The organism is Paenibacillus sp. SRL342 (assembly GCF_984798905.1).
The window spans coordinates 2,395,669-2,414,732 of record NZ_OZ481790.1 but is presented as its reverse complement, the minus strand read 5'-3'; the positions used below and the strand labels follow the sequence as shown (position 1 = coordinate 2,414,732).

General features: G+C 46.4%; 13 protein-coding genes. 5 read left to right on the top strand and 8 right to left on the bottom strand.

From position 1 onward, the window contains the following. The first annotated feature begins 6 nt into the window (after positions 1-6). Both AC4E8D_RS11125 and AC4E8D_RS11120 read left to right on the top strand, forming a co-directional pair. Positions 7-222 (top strand): hypothetical protein, encoded by a 216-nt coding sequence (locus AC4E8D_RS11125; protein WP_221824272.1) that lies wholly within the window; start codon positions 7-9, stop codon positions 220-222. A gap of 2 nt (positions 223-224) precedes the next feature. Then, a complete protein-coding gene (locus AC4E8D_RS11120) occupies positions 225-1,343 on the top strand; it encodes a GerAB/ArcD/ProY family transporter (protein ID WP_339183945.1) in 1,119 nt (372 codons plus the stop codon). A gap of 4 nt (positions 1,344-1,347) precedes the next feature. Here AC4E8D_RS11120 and AC4E8D_RS11115 read toward each other — a convergent pair whose 3' ends face one another. After that, on the bottom strand, positions 1,348-1,821 hold the full coding sequence (locus AC4E8D_RS11115; protein ID WP_221824276.1) for an RbsD/FucU family protein: 474 nt from the start codon (positions 1,819-1,821) through the stop codon (positions 1,348-1,350). A 255-nt stretch (positions 1,822-2,076) separates the two neighbouring features. Here AC4E8D_RS11115 and AC4E8D_RS11110 point away from each other — a divergent pair, with 255 nt between their 5' ends. Together AC4E8D_RS11110 and AC4E8D_RS11105 are read left to right on the top strand one after the other, a co-directional pair. Continuing rightward, a complete protein-coding gene (locus AC4E8D_RS11110) occupies positions 2,077-2,499 on the top strand; it encodes a MarR family winged helix-turn-helix transcriptional regulator (protein ID WP_076208963.1) in 423 nt (140 codons plus the stop codon). Between the two features lie 30 nt (positions 2,500-2,529). Then, complete coding sequence (locus AC4E8D_RS11105) at positions 2,530-3,843, top strand: MFS transporter (RefSeq protein WP_237176017.1); 1,314 nt, start codon at positions 2,530-2,532, stop codon at positions 3,841-3,843. Positions 3,844-4,001: 158 nt separating this feature from the next. On the opposite strand, the gene bcbE is transcribed toward AC4E8D_RS11105, so the two are convergent. From bcbE to yicI, 4 genes are all read right to left on the bottom strand, one after another. Continuing rightward, complete coding sequence (gene bcbE / locus AC4E8D_RS11100) at positions 4,002-5,303, bottom strand: bacillibactin exporter BcbE (protein ID WP_237176018.1); 1,302 nt, start codon at positions 5,301-5,303, stop codon at positions 4,002-4,004. A gap of 82 nt (positions 5,304-5,385) precedes the next feature. After that, positions 5,386-8,337, bottom strand: coding sequence for a glycoside hydrolase family 3 C-terminal domain-containing protein (locus AC4E8D_RS11095; protein ID WP_490206237.1), 2,952 nt, complete (start codon positions 8,335-8,337; stop codon positions 5,386-5,388). Positions 8,338-8,356: 19 nt separating this feature from the next. Next, positions 8,357-9,367 (bottom strand): phosphotransferase family protein, encoded by a 1,011-nt coding sequence (locus AC4E8D_RS11090; protein WP_490206236.1) that lies wholly within the window; start codon positions 9,365-9,367, stop codon positions 8,357-8,359. A gap of 75 nt (positions 9,368-9,442) precedes the next feature. Continuing rightward, on the bottom strand, positions 9,443-11,761 hold the full coding sequence (gene yicI, locus AC4E8D_RS11085; RefSeq protein ID WP_490206235.1) for an alpha-xylosidase: 2,319 nt from the start codon (positions 11,759-11,761) through the stop codon (positions 9,443-9,445). 172 nt (positions 11,762-11,933) lie between these two features. Between yicI and AC4E8D_RS11080 the strand changes: the two genes are divergently transcribed. After that, entirely contained in the window at positions 11,934-12,854 is a 921-nt protein-coding gene (locus AC4E8D_RS11080; protein ID WP_490206234.1) for a helix-turn-helix domain-containing protein, read from the top strand. 156 nt (positions 12,855-13,010) lie between these two features. On the opposite strand, the gene AC4E8D_RS11075 is transcribed toward AC4E8D_RS11080, so the two are convergent. From AC4E8D_RS11075 to helD, 3 genes are all read right to left on the bottom strand, one after another. Continuing rightward, entirely contained in the window at positions 13,011-13,931 is a 921-nt protein-coding gene (locus AC4E8D_RS11075) for a hypothetical protein (protein ID WP_490206233.1), read from the bottom strand. A gap of 386 nt (positions 13,932-14,317) precedes the next feature. Next, positions 14,318-16,177: an adenine deaminase gene (locus AC4E8D_RS11070; RefSeq protein WP_490206232.1), complete on the bottom strand. Its 1,860-nt coding sequence runs from the start codon at positions 16,175-16,177 to the stop codon at positions 14,318-14,320. A 310-nt stretch (positions 16,178-16,487) separates the two neighbouring features. Further along, entirely contained in the window at positions 16,488-18,863 is a 2,376-nt protein-coding gene (helD, locus tag AC4E8D_RS11065; protein WP_490206231.1) for an RNA polymerase recycling motor HelD, read from the bottom strand. Between the last annotated feature and the right edge of the window lie 201 nt (positions 18,864-19,064).

Genomic DNA, 19,064 nt, shown 5'->3' with positions numbered 1-19,064 from the left:
ACATACGTGTTAGCCGTTTTAGTATTTGCGGGACTGTATTTACTGGATTGGTCATCTGTAAAAACAAGCAAAAAAACAATCAGACGTGCCTATTTCATACTGCTCGGCCTATTTCTCGTATGGAACACGCTCGCTGTAAGCTGGTCAGCATGGCCTAATCCCAATGATGTAATCCAGTTGGTCTTTGGCTGGGCTGATCACATGATTAAGAAAGGAGATTAACCATGAACCATCTGACTGCGGGGCAGGGTTACCGCTTCATGTTTGTTTACCTGTATTCCGAACCCATTGCCTTTCTTCTGCAACGTTTATTCAAAATGAGTGGCTATCAGGGATGGTTATCCACGATCGGCGGATTTTTAATCAGTCTGATTTTTCTGTTCTTTACATACCGTTTGGGTTCCATTAACCCCGACAAACCCTGGATTTCCTATGGAGAAGATATCGTGGGCAAGGTTGTGCATCGCTTTTATATCGGGTTAATTGTAATGTTGTGTATCTACTTGTTGTCCATTGATGTGGAGAATTTCATTATCTTCCTGCAATCGATGTATCTGCCACAGACTCCGATATGGTTAACATCAACCCTCACTTTGCTGTGCATCTGCCTGACTGCGCGTTCAGGATTGGTTACCATTGTATTTATGTCGGAAGGTATTTTTCTGGTACAGCTTCTCACTTCCGGCTTACTTATTCCGGCGGTTGGGGGTGGGGGCAATCCTGGCATACTGCTTGCGATGGCAACCCATCATGATCTGGGTGAGATCATGATGGGTTCTTTGTCCACCATGCCATGGTTCTCCGAATGGATGTTTTTCCTCTTCCTCGCACCGGTCGTTGCTTTCAGGCGTCCTATGCTGAAAAGCATGTTATTTGCCGGCATCACCGTTGTTATATTCATCGTTGTATTCTGGATATTCATCTTGATGAATTTTGGTCCGTATGTTGCCGCCGGGCTTCGCTATCCTTTACTTGAGATGGTACGCTTTGCGCGATACGGAGATTTTCTGGATAATCTGGACCCTGTTCTGATCGCAATTTGGTCAACAACGATGTTCACTCGCAGCTCATTTCTGTTGTATGTCGCTTCCGTCTGTCTCTCCAAACTCAGCGGGATCAGGCAGCAAAAATCTGTTGTGTATCTAATTGGGGGAACGGCTGCTGCCATTGTCCTTCAATATGCCAGAGATGCCGCCTCTTACGAGTTGGCTATCCGCTCTTACGCTGTACCTTTGTACACGGTACTTATCGAATCCATGCCCATTCTGTACGTTCTGGTATACTGGCTCCGCAATGGCAAAAATAAAAAGGCGACCAGAGCATCCACTGCTCCGTCGCCGTAATTATTCAGTTCGATTCAGCATTCTGCTGTTCCTGACCAGGATCAGCATCGGGGAAAATGACACCTTTCTTCAAAATCAGATTGGCATATTGCGCTCGCTCACCAGTTGCAACAATCACATAGGCATTCGAAGCACGTTTATAAAAATCAAATCGCTCTTCATGATCAAAAGCATCCGTTATTCCTTCATATTCTTCAATCAACCGGCGATAGTCTTCCCATATAATCGGGATCACCTGGTCCCCTTCCACAACCTGCATGACAGCAGCGGGACGCTTAGCATAGGTGTCCAGTGGATATAATTGCAGGATGGCATCCAGCAGTTCAACGACTCCCAGTGCATCACAGCGTACCAGTCGCTTGGCATGACTGGCTGCGGGGAAATTGCCATCCGCCAGAACCAACTCGTCTCCATGGCCCATTTCGGACATGATTTTGAGTAACTCTGGAGGTAATATTGCGGGTATATTCTTTAGCATGCACAGCTCTCCTTGGTCATCTCCAACATTTGTTAGAGCAAATTGGTTTTCTACATTTTTCAAGCACTCTAGACATCGATTCCATAAAAGCGGTTTCATTACTATTCTAACAGTATTTTCAGATCATTGCACAGCGTACCCGTACGTTCAATATGAGAATATTTCATTTTGACAAAAATACTTGTTTAACATATAGTTGTTATAACAACTAATTGATTGGGACATTTTATTAGGGAAGCGAGGTCTAGCAATCACATGGACTATACACTGGAACAATCTGTTGGATTCATGCTGGGTTTCACACATCGTAAAGCTGTAGCTTTACTTGCAACACGATTCAAACCTTATGATATTACGACAGAGCAATTTTCTGTTCTCTTTAATGTTGACCGCGGTGAAGGTGTGAATCAGAAGGAGCTCGCTGCACGTGTCTTCAAAGACCAACCCACCACTGCGCGGATTATTGATCTGCTTGAGAAAAAAGGCTGGGTAGAACGCCGGACCAGTGAACAGGATCGCAGAGCCTATCTGTTATATCTCACCACAGAAGGCAAAGCGTTAATTGATATCCTCGTTCCGATTGAAAGAGAAATGAATAAAGAACTTGCTGAAGGTATACCCGAAGACCAGATGGAAGCATTTAAACATACTCTTTCCCTCATTAACCGCAACTTGTAATGAATCACAACTCAGGGGGAATACATCATCATGAAAGAACAATCTACACAAGTTAGACTATGGACCACCGATTTTATTCTGCTGATGCTGTGCAACTTCTTGTTGTTCTTGCAACTGCACATGATCGTCTCTCCGCTTCCGTCCTACGTTCAGGAGCGATTTCACGCCAATGCATTTGAAGTAAGTTTATTCACATGTCTGTTTGCACTAAGTGCCATTGCAGCCCGTCTCTATTCCGCGAAAGCACTGGAGAAGGGCCTTCGTAACGCCATGATCTATATAGGCCTGTCCGTAGCCCTGCTGGCAACGCTCGGCTATTATTTTGCTGCCGGTATAGCTGTGCTCTTGTTGCTGAGAATGTTGTTTGGTATCGGGTTTGGTATGAGCAGTACCGCTTTTCCAACGATGGCCTCGGACATTGTGCCTGTCAAACGAATGGGTGAAGGTATGGGTTACTTTGGTCTATCGACTAGCCTGGCTATGTCTATGGGGCCAATTATTGGGGTCACTCTGCTACAGGGTGCTGGATTTGTAACCCTCATGTTATGTACTGCGGGTGTCCTCGCTGTGATCTATCCACTGAGTTATTCGCTGACACGCAAAAAAGCAGTCAGAACCGATAACAGTACAACCATCATGCCACAAGCCACAACAAGTGCTTCAGGGTCCAACCCAAAACAGAAGACACCTTTCAACCGCAAGCTGATTCTGCCCAGTGTGCTGAATTGCCTATTATCCATAACCTATGGTGGGCTTGTTGGATTCATCGTTCTGTATGGCAAGGAAGCCAATCTGGCCAATCCTGCGCTGTTCTTTTTGTTCAATGCACTCGCCGTGTTATTGGTTAGACCCTTTGCAGGACGGATCTATGACACTAAGGGTCCAAAAGCACTTCTCATTCCAGGGGCTATATTTATTGCTGTTGGCCTCATTCTGCTCTCGTATGCAACCTCCATGTCCATCTTGTTCATTGCTGCCTTTATCTACGGGATCGGCTATGGTTCCATGCAGTCATCTCTGCAGACCTGGATGATTCAAGTTGTATCTCCATCTCAACGGGGTATGGCTAACGGTATGTTTTTGAACTCGCTGGATCTGGGTATCGCAACCGGTGCCCTTCTTCTTGGCGCCATTGCGGCCATAACCAGTTATACCGATATGTATCGATATTCCGTGATGTTTATGATTCTGTTCTTGCTTATCTATCTGATTCAGGGAAAACGAAGCGGCAGCTTCTCCATTGAACCTCATGCTCTGCTCGCTCATACGCATATACCTGCAACAAATACAGATCAGCCCAAGGATTCGGAACATAATACGCAAGATACCAGAAATAAGAAATAAACCCGTCCATGGGAATGACACGATTATGTGCTTTATTCTTATGATCAAGAAAACGCGTTTACACCGAGAATGCATACTTTCTCAGGCGTAAACGCGTTTTTTATGGTCCATGGTATTCAATTAAAGATAAGAATGAATTGTCGGCTAATACCATCCATCTAGAGCGGACTTTTCTTGCGCCGTATAGGAGCATAACCTCGACTCGTCTCAATCCGATCGATATGCCGTTCATCCTGTTTATGTCCGCTTCCTGAAGTAGGTTGGTCTCCCTTATCGGGTTTGACCGCAAATAAGGTGAGCAATGCCCCCACAGCTCCAGATGCGGCGAGCACACCAAAAAGCCAAAAATGTTGAGTGCCAATCAACAGGGACACAACTGGAGGACCAAGCGATACACCGATAAATCGCATGCTGCTGAACAAACCTGTAATTGTACCACGCTGTTTCTTATCCACACCTTCAGTAATAAGGGCATCCAGACATGGTAAGGTTGCTCCTACTCCGGCACTTCCTAATGTGAACAGTCCCAACACAACGTAGATATTATCGAAAATCCCAATAACACCCAGCGAAACGGTTACAAGAACAAGTCCTGCGAATCCGAGCCATTTCATGCGAGGCTTACTCTTTCCAATCCACTTTCCTCCGAAAAAGGAAAAAAGACATAAGGCTGCCAACGGAATCGCAAGTACAAGACCTTTTACGACCCCTTTCATGGCGAACTCGCTCTCCAACGTCTCGGATAGATAATAAAGCACACCAAAAAGAATAAACATGCAGATTCCACCGATTGCAAACAAGGCGTATAACCATCGACCTTTTTCTTTCAATACGTCCCGAATGGAAGCCACAAATTCCGTAAAGGTGGGTGGCTTTTCTTTTTTCTTGGGAGACTTCACCAGGAAAATAACCAGAATCACCGAGATTAAACACAATACAGGAATAGCCATAAATGGTAAGAACCATAGCCAAACAGCCAGTGCTGCACCCAAAATTGGACTTAACACTTTACCAAACGTATTCGAGGTTTCAATGATTCCCAGGCTTTTGCTAACCTGATCTTCATCATTAAACATGTCCCCAACCAATGGAATGACAATAGGGAATGCGCCGGCTGCTCCAACCCCCTGCAATAACCTGCCACCCAAAATGGTCCAGTAAGCTACATTTCCATCCAGAATCCATGCACCTACACCAGCTACAGCACCCCCGACGGCTGCAATGATGAGGCTGGGAATAATGACTGCTTTTCTGCCAAAACGATCCGATAAATACCCTGCGAGTGGAATAAGCAGGATGGCAACTACAGCGTAGACTGTAATAAGCATACTGACCTTGAATGCAGATACCTTCAATTCACGTTCAATCTGTGGCAAGATCGGTATAAGCATGGAGTTACCCAAGGTCATAATTAAAGGGATGGAAGCAAGTGCGACGAGGTCCCACTTTTTATCATTCATACCACAACCACCTTTACAGGTTCTACACACAACAGCATTATTGTGCTTGTTTCGGAGGTTGATTATTCAGGACATGCTACAACTACAACAATCTAAAGTGCCGTAACGCTGCTCCACCTTTGAAAATAATGTACAGCTCATTCACCTTATGTGGCGCCTCAAGCGAACACTGGACTGTTGTCCACTTGATATCTTTCCCATTCACACTGCCTCCAGGTCCAGAAACTTCACATACACCGAGCAGTTCGCCCTCCAGTCCTCCAGAACGAATCTCCAGACTGCCCTCTTCCCCAAAAGCTGCCACTCTGGCTTCAAATCCTTGTACTTCTTGAACAGCATTATGGTTGAAAGCGATCCAGGACAACTGCGTCTCTTGATATAAGGGTTCTTCCCGAATGATTGCCCGAACTGCCGAACGCCCTTCCAGACATTCATCCAGTAGAACACCTGCACAAGCATCGTAATTCTCGGCAAAGGTAAGCAAGTGTAGCGGACGATCAGGAATCGTCTCACCTTCAATCTCAATATCAGCCGACTGACGTATATCTGCGGAAGAACGCCCTGCCAAGATGGCCCAGGTTGATGTCTCCAGGCAGTATCGATCTCGGGTAACATCCCATAGCGCCAGCTTCTGAACAGGGACTTCTAGACTTATCGTAACACGTGTCCCTGCTTTGACATGAACACGGCGGAAAGCAAGCAGTTGCTTCTGAGCACGTTTCACTCGGGAGGTATGCGAAGATCCATAGATCTGTACGACTTCATCACTGTCACGTTCACCTGTATTGTGTACCTCCACCTCAATTTTCAATTGATCTGTGGTGGTGGATTCCTCTGTAGCACTGCGACTTACACGAATCGCTTCGTATTCGAATTCCGAATACGTCAGGCCATGACCAAATGCATATTGAACCGGTCCTTCATGATACATATAGGTCATGCCATTCTGAATGATGTCATAATCCATCATGTCAGGAAGCTGTGATTCATCTTCATACCATGTCATGTTCAATCTGCCTGCCGGGGCGTAATGACCTAACAGCACATCTGCAAGCGCGTTCCCCAGTTCCTGACCTGCATGTGTCATATAAACGATTGCGCGGGCAATACCTTTCAACTCCTGCAAGGCAAATGGATAACTGCCCATAATGACAACCACTGTATTGGGATTGGCTTCACACACAGCTTTGACGAGCTCGACCTGACTCGGCGGAAGCAGAAGACTTGGGCGGTCAATTTCTTCTTTGCCGTTGATGTAAGGGCTGTTGCCAACAACAACGACAGATGCCTGACTGCTACGTGCAGCTTCTACAGCTTGTTGTATTCCGCTTGTCACAATATCAATATTGAATGCAGAAGGTATCTGTGTATTGCCTGGTGATTGACTTGCGTGTCCAGAGTCACCAATATCATTCGGATTTGTACCTGTAGCTGTAGTCTGTTCTCCTTGTGGCCGGAGTGGAGATACAGCAGACTGTCCCTGATATTCGCTCAGTCCAACAGGAATGCCGTTCCACGTCCGCAAGGTGTTACTTCCATCCGTTAGAGGATCTATGCGAACAACTTCCTTCACGAACCAGCCACCAATCTCCGGTGCATTTGCCTGATAGATACCTTGCTCGGTTAAGCTAACGTATCGATTATTGTTCACACTTCTCAGCGTATGACTTCCCCAACCCCAATCCTGATGTACAAATTCGGCGGCTGTAGGTACACTGGCTTCCGGTACAGCGACGAGTGTACCTTCCGCACCCAAGGTAATAACCTGACCGTCTGTTGTCTTCAGCTGAATACGGTCATTCCCATCTGCATACGTTATGTCTGATTGAGGTAGTCGATTACGCAGTCCATCGAGGACGGATACACGATAAGGCAGTGTGCCACTGTACCAATCGGTATAGACAACATCCGCAAGTGGTCCAATCACACTGATTTTCTGCAACGCTTCTGGCTGCAACGGAAGCAATCCATCATTTTGGAGCAAAACAATGGATTCCGCAGCGGCACGATAACTGAGTTTGGCGTGCTCCGGTGCACATAATACCGACTCGGGAATAGACGCATATGGATTTTGCCCCGACTGATCCAGTTGTCCAAGTCGCATCCGCACACCAAAGATGTTACGAATCGCTCGGTCCAAATCAGTGACCTCCAACAGATTCCGGTCAAGAGCCTCCTCCAGAGCAGATACAACAAGATCAACTTCATCTGTAAGACAATCCACTCCTGCCTTCAACGCACCTGCTGCTGACTCGGCATGGCTGGTATGATAACCATGATAATTCACCGTCTGTGACAGGTCTCCACCATCACATACAATGAAACCTGGCATCGCCCACTCACCCTTAACCACATCATTCACATATGGACTTTCAATGGCAGGTGTACCATTGATGGAATTGTAAGCTGTCATCATGGACAAGGCTCCACCTTCCACAAATGGTGTCTCAAATGCTTTCAAATAATATTCCCGCAGATTGCGCGGATCGATGCTGGATGAACAATTCAGCCGATCTTTCTCATTATTATTGGCAAAAAAGTGTTTCAATGTCGCGACCATTTTCAGATAAAAAGGATCATTCCCCTGCATACCTTTGACGAGAGCCGCCGACATTTCTCCCGTGAGGACCGGGTCCTCGCCATATCCCTCTTCCGTTCTGCCCCAGCGTGGGTCACGTTCCAGATCAACCGTTGGTGCCCACAAAGTTAACCCGTGAACTTCAGGATCACGGTGATGATATGCCCTCGCTTCATCGCCAATGACTGAACCAATCTCCCGCATAAGTCTCGTATTCCAGGTACTTGATAGACCGAGCGGTTGTGGAAATACCGTTGCCTCCCCTTTCCATGCAACCCCGTGTGCAGCTTCGCCCCCAACGTTGTAGGCTGGAATGCCCAGTCTTGGTACAGCTGCTTCGCGTGTAGGAATTAGTCTGATCTTCTCCTCCGTTGTCAATCGTGCAATCAGGTCATCCAACCTTTCCTCAAGTGAAAGTGACGCATCCCACATCGGGTATTGATGATACTCCTTCATCCTTCATTCCCCCTGCGAATTAGTTAAGTCCAAGTTTCTTCCATTGCTCCAGTAAATCCAGCGTGCGCTGGCGATACTTCTGACCATCTTCAGGTTGATTGACCTGATGTTCATGAACGTAGGCATTAAAATACGAAGACAGTATTCGATAGGCAAGCCTGCGTGCCTGTCCTTCAGCGGATGAGTCCAGTGGACGATCATATCCTTCATGAAAAGCCGCTGATTCTGACGACAATATGGCTTCAAACTCCCTGTCTGCAAACATGGAACGATCTCCGTCAATGATGGCCGCAATGTTTAGCTCACCGTTTTCTACATGAACAAGCACGTTGGCTTCCCACAGGTCATTATGAACGAGTACCGGACGGGTCACTTGATCAAATAAGTCTTTATTTTTGATGAAAATAGCAGCGATATCTTCTCCCACACCTGACATATAATCGACTTGTGCCGCTTTAAGTGCCGTTTCTTCTACAAAAGAGTGCAGCACCTCGGACCATTGATCCGATCCTTTAATCGTCCCATCCCCCTGCGGCCAGCCAAACGAAGCACCCTCGACCTGATGCATGATGGCGGTATAGGCGCCAAGCTGATGGTACAATCGCTCTTTGTTTATATCTGAAATCGATGCGTGATCCAGCTGCTTACTCGGGATAAACTCCATAAACATGTACGTTCTTGGGATGATTGATCCGCTGTCATCACAGGCGATAATGTTGGGAGCAGGAATGCCTGCGTTACGGTAATATTCATACACAATCGGTTCAGCCGCCATCATCGTGCGTTCAAAAGAAAATAGGGGATCACTCGCAGAACCAGCCTCCATCTCTCCCCGCTCTGGTGCCAAACGTAAAATCACATCCGTATAGGATGTATGTTCAAGGTGAATCCGATAGGTTGTATTAAAAAGTCCACCTTGCAGGAGACCAAACTCCTTCACTTTGGTATCGCTTCCAAAATGAATTTCTACCAGTTGATGCAGCATCTCTGCTGATATCGTGCAATGCAAACCGGAATTCATTGTACTCATTTCATTCAATCTCCTATCATCGTAGACAAACAGACGGCACCTTTCGGCACCGTCCTTTTCTTCTACTATATCATGTTACAGTTGGATTGTAAGCGCGCTTGCGCCTGTTGCTGCTGTAACAACAACACCATTTGCACCAGACACTTGGGAACCACCTTCAACGCTGGATACACTTTCAATACCGCGAAGTACGATGTTCCAAGGTTTACCTGCACCTTCAGCACGAACATCCAGCACTGATCCCTTACGTGTAACGTTAACTGTCAGCTCCTGTTCAGCCGCTTGGTTCACAACGACCGCTTGAGCCGTTTGACCATCAGCCAGTTCGAACAAGTGCAAGGACACATCATTTGCAAAGTCGTAATCCGGTTTACTATCCACAGCACCGACAGCGATCAGACTGTTTGGCTTAATCATCATTGGCAGTGTTTTAAAGTCATGGTTTTCACTGATCCAGCGTCCACCTTGTACTTTCGCTCCTGTCAGATAGTTCGTCCAAGTTCCTTCAGGCAGGTAATAACGCACATCACCCTCCTTATTGAAGATTGGAGCCACCAGAATCGAGTCACCAAACATATATTGCGTATCCAGGCTGTATGTTGTTGGGTCCTCTGGGAAGTCCAGCAGCATAGCGCGCATCATCGGAATCCCTTTTACCGTTGACTCTACCGCAGAATTGTACAGGTACGGCATCAGGCTGATTTTGAGTTTGGTAAAGTCACGAACAACGTCCACGGATTCCTCGTCAAACAGCCAAGGCACACGATAGGAAGTGCTTCCGTGCAGGCGACTGTGTGAAGATAACAGTCCGAATTGTACCCAGCGTTTGTATACGTCAGGGCTCGCTGTGCTTTCAAAACCACTGATATCATGGCTCCAGAATCCGAAACCGGAAAGTCCGAGCGAGAGGCCACCGCGAAGCGATTCAGCCATGGATTCATACGTGGAAGAGCAGTCACCGCCCCAGTGAACCGGGAACTGTTGACCACCTGCTGTTGCAGAGCGTGCAAACAGGGCAGCTTCGTTTTTGCCAATCTTCTCTTCGAGCAATTCAAATACAGCTTTGTTATAGAGCTGTGTATAATAGTTGTGCATTTTAACCGGATCAGAACCATCGAAGTACACAACATCTGTCGGAATTCTTTCGCCGAAGTCGGTCTTGAAGGAATCTACACCTTGATCCAGCAGGACTTCCAGCTTGCTCTTATACCAGTTCACAGCATCCGGATTCGTGAAGTCAACCAGAGCCATACCTGCTTGCCACATATCCCATTGCCATACGCTGCCATCAGCTGTTTTCACCAGATAACCGTTCTCCATACCTTCATCGAACAAGTAGGATTTTTCTGCAATATATGGATTGATCCAAGCACAGATTTTAAGGCCCTTCTCTTTCAGACGTGCAAGCATGCCTTCCGGATCCGGGAACATCGCTTCATCCCATACGAAATCAGACCATTGGTATTCCTTCATCCAGAAGCAGTCAAAATGGAATACAGAAAGTGGAAGATCACGTTCAGCCATACCATCTACGAAATGATTAACCGTTGCTTCATCATAATCCGTTGTGAATGATGTTGTCAGCCACAGACCAAAAGTCCATGCCGGTGGAAGCGCTGGTTTACCTGTTAATTTCGTATAATTATCAAGTACATCCTTTGGATTGTCACCGCCGATAATGAAGTACTCCAACGTCTCGCCTTCTACGCTGAACTGAACTTTAGATACATTCTCGGATGCAATCTCATATGATACGCGTTCAGGATGGTTTACAAATACGCCATATCCTTTATTGGACAGGTAGAACGGAATGTTTTTATAGGACTGCTCACTGCTTGTACCGCCGTCCTCATTCCAGGTATCGACGATTTGACCATTCTTAACAAACGGCGTGAAGCGCTCACCGAGTCCGTAAACGTATTCACCAATACCGAGATCAAGTTGCTCGCGGAAGTATGCTTCCTTACTTGGACCTGTAATATAACCAGCTGCTCTTTGACCGCTACCTGTAATGCGTTTTCCTCCATATAGGAAGCTAACGTCCCAACCGTTTGTTTTGTCGATTTGAACTTCCAGGTTGCCACTTTTCAAAACAGCACCTTGTTCATTTTTTGAGATCTCAACGTTGGCTTCTTGTGTGTTAAGCTCAAATACAGGCCCTTTTTTCACGCCGCCCTTATGGTGATTCAAGGTTACACGAATAACGTTAGGCATTGGTGAGCTGTACGTTGCTTTCAGCAATGTACCGTTCAACGTGTCGCCTTTGCTGCGAATATATTTAGTTGCCGCATATACGGTCACAGAATTATTTTTTTGCACAATATCACGAATGTCAGTCGGGTTTTGAATCTGGTACCCTTCACGAGTCATCCAGAATCCATCAGTAAATTTCATGTTTTCTTTCCCCCTTTGGTTATATTATAATAATATTGATATTAATAACGAATTTCTTCTCTTATTTTGACCAAATATATCACGATTTTGATAATAAACATCCGATTCTTGAACATCATCACCAATCTATGGAAACGATTACATTAATAATGATACAAAAGGAGAAGCCGATATGGAACGTGAACGATTACGGGAAGACCGGATTCACGGCAATGCCATGTATCCCGTCAGTGTGTACCCGGATATTCAACAACTGAACGGGGATAGCATTCTCGATTGCCACTGGCATGATGAGATGGAGTTCACTATGGTGACCCAGGGCTGCGCCGTCTTTCAGATCGATATGAACACTGTTGAGGTTCAAGCTGGAGAAGCCATTTTCATCAATCGAGGTGAGATTCATGCGGGGTATCTGAAGGGCGATGTGCCCTGCGTATTCTCTTCCATTGTATTTAATCCCGAGCTGCTTGGCAGCCGTACCTTCGATACAGTCCAAGAGAAATTCATCGGTCCACTAGTACGCAAAACGGTGATTCCCCCCAGTCATATCAAGGCAGATGAGGATTGGGGACAAGAAATTCTGGATCTTCTGAAACGTATATTTGCAGACCATGCTACCCGAACCGAAACGTGTGAAATGTCAACAAAAGCGTACCTGTACCTCATATTTTCCAGAATGTTCGAACATATGAAACCTGCTCCGCTCAAAGGCACCGTGGCTACAGGGAGTCATGACAAGGTAGAGCGCCTGAAATCCGTGCTCGGTTATATCCACAAACGTTATCCTGAACCATTAAAGCTGAAAGAACTGGCCGATGAAGCCAATATGAGCGAGGGACACTTCTGCCGTTTCTTCAAACAGATGGTGCAGAAAACCCCTGTAGATTACATTAACTATTACCGTGTTCAACAGGCCTGCGTTCAGCTTGAGAATACAGATCACAAGATTGTTGATATCGCCATGGATGTGGGTTTTGAGCATCTAAGCTACTTCATCACTACATTTAAAAAGCATAAAGCCACCACACCTTCACAGTATCGCAAAATGTTCTATGAGAACGTGGCCATGGATTCTGCCCTGGTTCAGGTGTAAAAGAAGAAGGTGCTCGCAGCTATTCAGCTGCAAACACCTTCTTTTATCAACTTCCAATTCCCGAAAACTAACAAAGTAACGCTCTGAGACCATTGTTTCAGTTAGAACTCTTTCATATATTACTTCAAGCATTGCGCTAAGGAGCTTACTGGTGTCTCACTTTTTCAGGGTCTTCCATGAAGTGTACTCATGTACGGAGAAACCGTTAAAGGACGTATGAACTGAAGCCATTTTTTCGACCAACTTTAATTGTGTTTCCATATAAGCAGATCCCTCTTCATAAAAAGTAATGAAGTCGCCTTCCTTACTTTGCTTTGTCTCCACCGCGATCGAGATCGTCTTGCCAAGCAGAGCTGCTTCTGCAAGTTCATCCTTCGCTACACTATAGATTGCAGAAGCTGTATCGCGGTAAGCCATAATGGTGATGGAATCAAATTTGCGAATCATCCAACTGCTTACGGCCATCGTGGAACCCGGGATTTTGTAGTTATCGAGCCAGAAAGGCAGATCAGCCGCTACCGGCATCTTCATCCGTGATGCTCGCTCAACAATGTACTCCACATTGCCTTGCCACTGGGTAATTACACTAGCCTGATTGATTTTCCACTGCGGGTGCACATGTGGCTCAATATCCAGATGGATACCAGCAAACTTCTCATTAGGCAACGCCTGCGCCTGATATGCCTCAATCCAGTCCAGGAAAGAAGCAATCTGCTCCCGGCTTTCCGTCAAACCCCAGGCTGATCTTCCGTCCATGACATCCACCGCAATATTCTTGACTCTCGCCTGGCGGATAAAACTTTTATACTCAGGAATCTTTATATCCCGGTTTATCTGCAGATAGATCGTATTGATCTTGTTCGCTGTAGCGTAATTTAACACCTCTTGAGGATTACTTCGGATCTGGGTCGTATCCCACACCCAAGTCGCTCTCACCGGCACATCAAGTTCTCCATGAATCGTTGCATAACTGTCGACTGAACCATCCGCAATGGCTTTGGAAGAACAGGCTGTACTCACACACAGGATCAAACAACTCAGTAATAAGATAAAACGGTAACCCCTTTTGCTTTTCATATTTGTACACTCCCTCTGAAGTTATCAGCTCTGACGTGCAAATCTGGATGAAATTGTGTCGTTTCATATTCATTTAATGGATACTTATTAGGTACGACGAATTTGGATTGCTTTTATATGCAATATCATCTTCAAGACTTACGACGAAAGAATCATATAACTATATTTCGGGAATTCGTAGTTCTGTATGTATAGTTCAAAAGTCGCAATTATTCATTATTTTCAAATTCAATCCTTATTTCAGCATGACTTCAGTCATTATTGCCATATGTACACCAAGCTCCAGAAGACCTAGAAAGCGTTTTCTCCTAAAACACACCAAAAAACCGCCCTAAGGCGGCTTTATATGGAACCCTATTTAATGATGTTCTAGTCGACATTTCCGTTCATTCATTACCCGATGGAGCTACAGGTGTATTCTCAACCACTTCATCGAAAAGGGACACCAGTTCTATACCTTCTGCCGAGATCCGCACAAGCCCCTTGTCGGACAAACGTAATTCCGGAATTACAACCAGCGCCAGCAACGAAAGCGTCATGAACGCATTATTCAACGTACATCCTGCGGACTGTAAAGCTTCACTGACTGCTGCCGATTGGGCTGCAACGACTTCGAATGGCTCGGTTGACATCAAACCTGCAATCCGCAGCGGGAATTCGGTTACACCTGCTACCGTTACCACGGCGACCCCGCCCTGCATACGAATGACGCGATTACCGGCTTCAGCCATTAACGCATCATCATTACCGATAATCAACAGATTGTGACTATCATGAGCAACCGTCATTGCAATCGCTGCCGGTGATGTGAAGCCGATGCCTCCAACAAGCGCTACCGCTCGATTCCCGGTTTGTTTGTGACGCTCCAAGACCGCAATTTTGCATACTTCCCCTGAAGTTGAAACCACAACCTTGCCGTTCTCTACGGAGACTGGCAGGTGTTTCTCCTTAGTATCCACATGGTTCTCTGTCACATGAATGATTTTGGCACCAATCGTCCCCTCTTGAATCGGTGCAGCCAACTCCAGATCTTCCGGCTGAATATTAGCTTCTAACTTCACCGTGTTCAGCGCTTCCTCAGGGTACGTGAAGCTGTCCCATACCGCCGTCATCTTCCCATTCTCGGCTACAACTTGCCCGGCAGCAATCGTCATGCCTACACGTACATCCGCCAACCGACCGTCCAGCAGAATAATATCGGCTATATTGCCCGGAATAATCGCACCAATGTCGCGCGCAACACCAAAGCGCTCAGCCGTGTTAATGGTTGCCATCTGGAAAGCCGTAACCGGCTTCACCCCTTGGGAGATTGCGAGACGAACAACAAAATCCATATGTCCTTCTTTGAGCAAGGATTCAGAGCTTCGGTCATCGGTCACCAGCATCATCCGGCGTGTATCCAGTCCAAGCTCAGTGCAGGCTTTGATTGTCTCAGCCACATCATGCCATGCTGAACCTTGGCGCATCTTCGCGTACATCCCGAGTCGCAGACGTTCAACCACATCTTCCTTGGTCACACATTCATGATCCCCTGTAACTCCACTCGCTGCATACGCTGGCAGACGCCAGTCATCTGCAGCCCAGGTGAAATGACCGTCTGCCACTTTACCTGCCCGGAGCGTTGCCTGTATCTCACCAATCATCGTCTCATCCCCATAGACCACTCCAGGGAAGTTCATCACTTCACCAAGACCAATCATGTCCGGACCCCAGGAAAGAGCCTCAGCTACCTCTTCAGGCCCGATATAAGCACCTGTTGTCTCCAATCCTGGATGCGTGGAAGGCACACAGGAAGCCACCTGCATATAAGCTGCCATCGGTGTGGTCCGTGCTTCATCTAGCATCAGTCTCAGACCTTTCAGACCAAGCACGTTGGAGATCTCATGTGGGTCAAAGAAACCTCCGGTCGTGCCTGAAGGCAACACCGCTCTCGCAAACTCGGTTACTTTCATCTGTGTACTTTCAATATGGCAGTGTCCATCCAGCAGACCAGGAGCGATATACTTACCGTTTGCTTCAATAATCCGCGTATGTTCTCCGATAGTGTGGCTTACATCTTTACCGACATAAGCGATTCGAGCTCCCTGTACAGCTATGGACATCTCAGGCAAAATCTCGCCCGATATCACGTTTACCAGCGTACCTCCCCGAATGACCAAAGTCGCTGGCAAATCTCCCCGTGCTGTAGCGACCAGATCCGGTACACAATCGGCCATAAGTGGCCGTTCAAAAGATGGTTTGTTCATTTTGTTGCCTCCTTTAATAAACGATCCAAAAAAAATATATTGTTACGATTATATGAGTCCGGACTTCATGTGTAAAGAAAAATCACATCGATTGTGCTTAAATACAAATTATGCAGACGTATTTATCCACGGGACCCAATCCTTACGAATTCACGTTAGGTATTTTTATCAATACGATCACCTATATGGCTGTAACCTCATCACGTATAATTCCCTCGCTAAGCTAGCTTCTTCCCGATATATGTATCATATACAGAAAAACTCCCGTTCCATTGAACGGAAGCCTTCTTCATGCATATGAAGTGTTATGTCAGTCCACTTGCGTAGCAGACACCTTGCCAAGATCATACTGTTCTTCCGACTGGGCGGTAATGAACGGACTCGGTGTGCCCACACAGTAAACGTGCAGCAGATGCATCGCTCGTGTGCAAGCCGTATAGAACAACTTGCGTTCATGCTCCTGAGCATACTGCTCCGCAGAGCCATCATAGATCAGGACAGCATCGAATTCCACACCTTTAGCCAGATACGCCGGGATCACATGAACACCCTGCTCAAAAGCCAGCGTCGTTTTTTTGATTAACTTCGGTGCTATGGGTAGCGCCTTACTCAATGCAGCATGTACGTCTCTGCTCTCTTCGGCGGTTTTGCAGATAACTGCAACCGATTCGTACCCTTCCTTAATCAAATGCTTCAAGTCTGTCGTGATGACATTCATATGACGCTCTGAATCAGAAGAAACGATCACTTTAGGTTTCTCACCGCTACGGTTAAATGGAATAATCTCTTCCCCACCAGGCACCATGCCACGTGTAAACTCCACGATCTCCCGGGTAGATCGATAACTTCTGGTAAGCTCAATGACTTCCGTGTTGTCTGGTCCGTACAGGTTAGTCAAGGGTCCTGTTCCACTAAGTACTGAAGAGTGGGCATAGATTGCCTGATTAAAATCACCAAGTGCTGTTATTTTCGCCCGTGGGAACAATCTCTTCATAAATGCCAACTGAAACGCGGAATAATCCTGGGCTTCATCAATAATGACATGACGAATATTCGAGTTAATATGGAATCCAAGCATAAGCTCACGCAAGTACAAGTATGGCGTAATATCTTCATATGCCAACTCCTGAAGCTTCAATCTGCGTAACGTCATCTTACAGATTTCATCCCATTGAGCAGGCAGCGATTCGTCACCCAGCAATCGCTCCATCTGAGCCTGATCGTTGAATAGATGTGCATATAATTGTCTTATATCAACGAATCGTAAGGACTTAATCCATTTTCGCAACGGTTTGAGTCGGTCACTGACCACCATACGTGCCAGAATCCCTCTTTCCTGCTCGAAGTCATTAAACGTATGGGTCTTTCCTTTTTGCTTGCGCTTCAACCGTTGGTACGCACGTTGCAGATCCTCCGGCTCCATCAGATCAAGCTGCTGATCAACCCAAGGCGCATCCAGTTCACCTTTACCAAAGGCAGACAGTTCTTTCAGCATCCAGTCCCGTAACATCTCCAGTCGACTCACCAGCTTAACGGATGACTCGAAACTGTAGAATTTCTCAGCCATAGCCTCTGACGTGACAATCGCTCGGCCCTGAAAGCGAACCGGCTTGAATTTCATGCCACCTGACAACATACTTTCCTTATAACGTGTAATCACCTTGAGGAACGTTTCGGACGACTTGAAGCGAATGCTGGACATGCGAACATCGTAATCGGGATCTTCCGTCCCCGTAAGTACATATTCGAGTTGAATAAACGGATCTTCCAGTTGATATTCACGACCCAAACGGCGCTCCAGATACTCCTGGAAGGTCGTTTGCAACATGTTTTCCTCCCCAAGCTCAGGCAGTACCGTGGAGACATAACTGTTGAACATTGGATTTGGTGAAAAAAGAACCATCTGATCCGCTTGCAGATGCTCGCGGTATTTATAGAGAAGATATGCCACACGCTGGAGCGCCGCGGATGTTTTGCCACTGCCGGCTGCGCCTTGCACAATGAGCATACGTGTCCGGTCATTACGGATAATCCGGTTCTGCTCCTTCTGAATGGTCGCTACAATACTCTTCATCTGTGCATCCGAAGTTCGACTGAGCACAGCCTGCAACAACTCATCACCAATCGTAACCCCTGTGTCAAACATAAACCGGATACGACCATCCCGAATGACAAACTGTCGCTTCATCTCTATATCACCGCTGATCTCCCCACTGGGTGTATGATACGTGATTGGACCCGGTGCTCCGTCATAATACAGGTTGGAGATTGGCGCACGCCAGTCGTAGACCAGAAAAGATTCTTCCTTCTCATCCAGCAACGATGCAATGCCGAGATAAATGCGTTCTGCATTTGGATATCCATCTTCCTTAAAATCAATGCGTCCAAAATACGGTGAATGATGCAGTCGTTTCATTTTATCCAACGCAGCCGCTGTATTGAGATGGCTACGCTCCCGATCGGACAATACCTGTGACTGCTGCCGCATGCTGGTTGAAGTCTCCCCAACATCATCCGCTTCGCTAAAGTTCATCGTGACTTCGTCCCAGAAGTCTTTTCTCATGCCAACCACTTCGTCACGGAAGGAACCAACTTCATCTTCCAGCGTTGAGATCTTGCGTTCAATCTGATCGGTCACGGTGTTGACCCGTTGTTGTTCCACATTCCATTGCTGATCTGTACTCATATGTTAATAGCCCCTCTTTCCCCGGATTGTGTCCTCAAAATCCCATTTGACAAGCCCGAAAAGGCAATGGTATAATTATTAGAAAGTAAACATTTTAATTATATGTTAATTAGTTCTAATTTTCTGAAAACCATTTTTTATTGTACCAGTGACAACGTCCCGATGCAAGCGGAGGCGTTTTTTGTTGTTTTCTTCTTCATT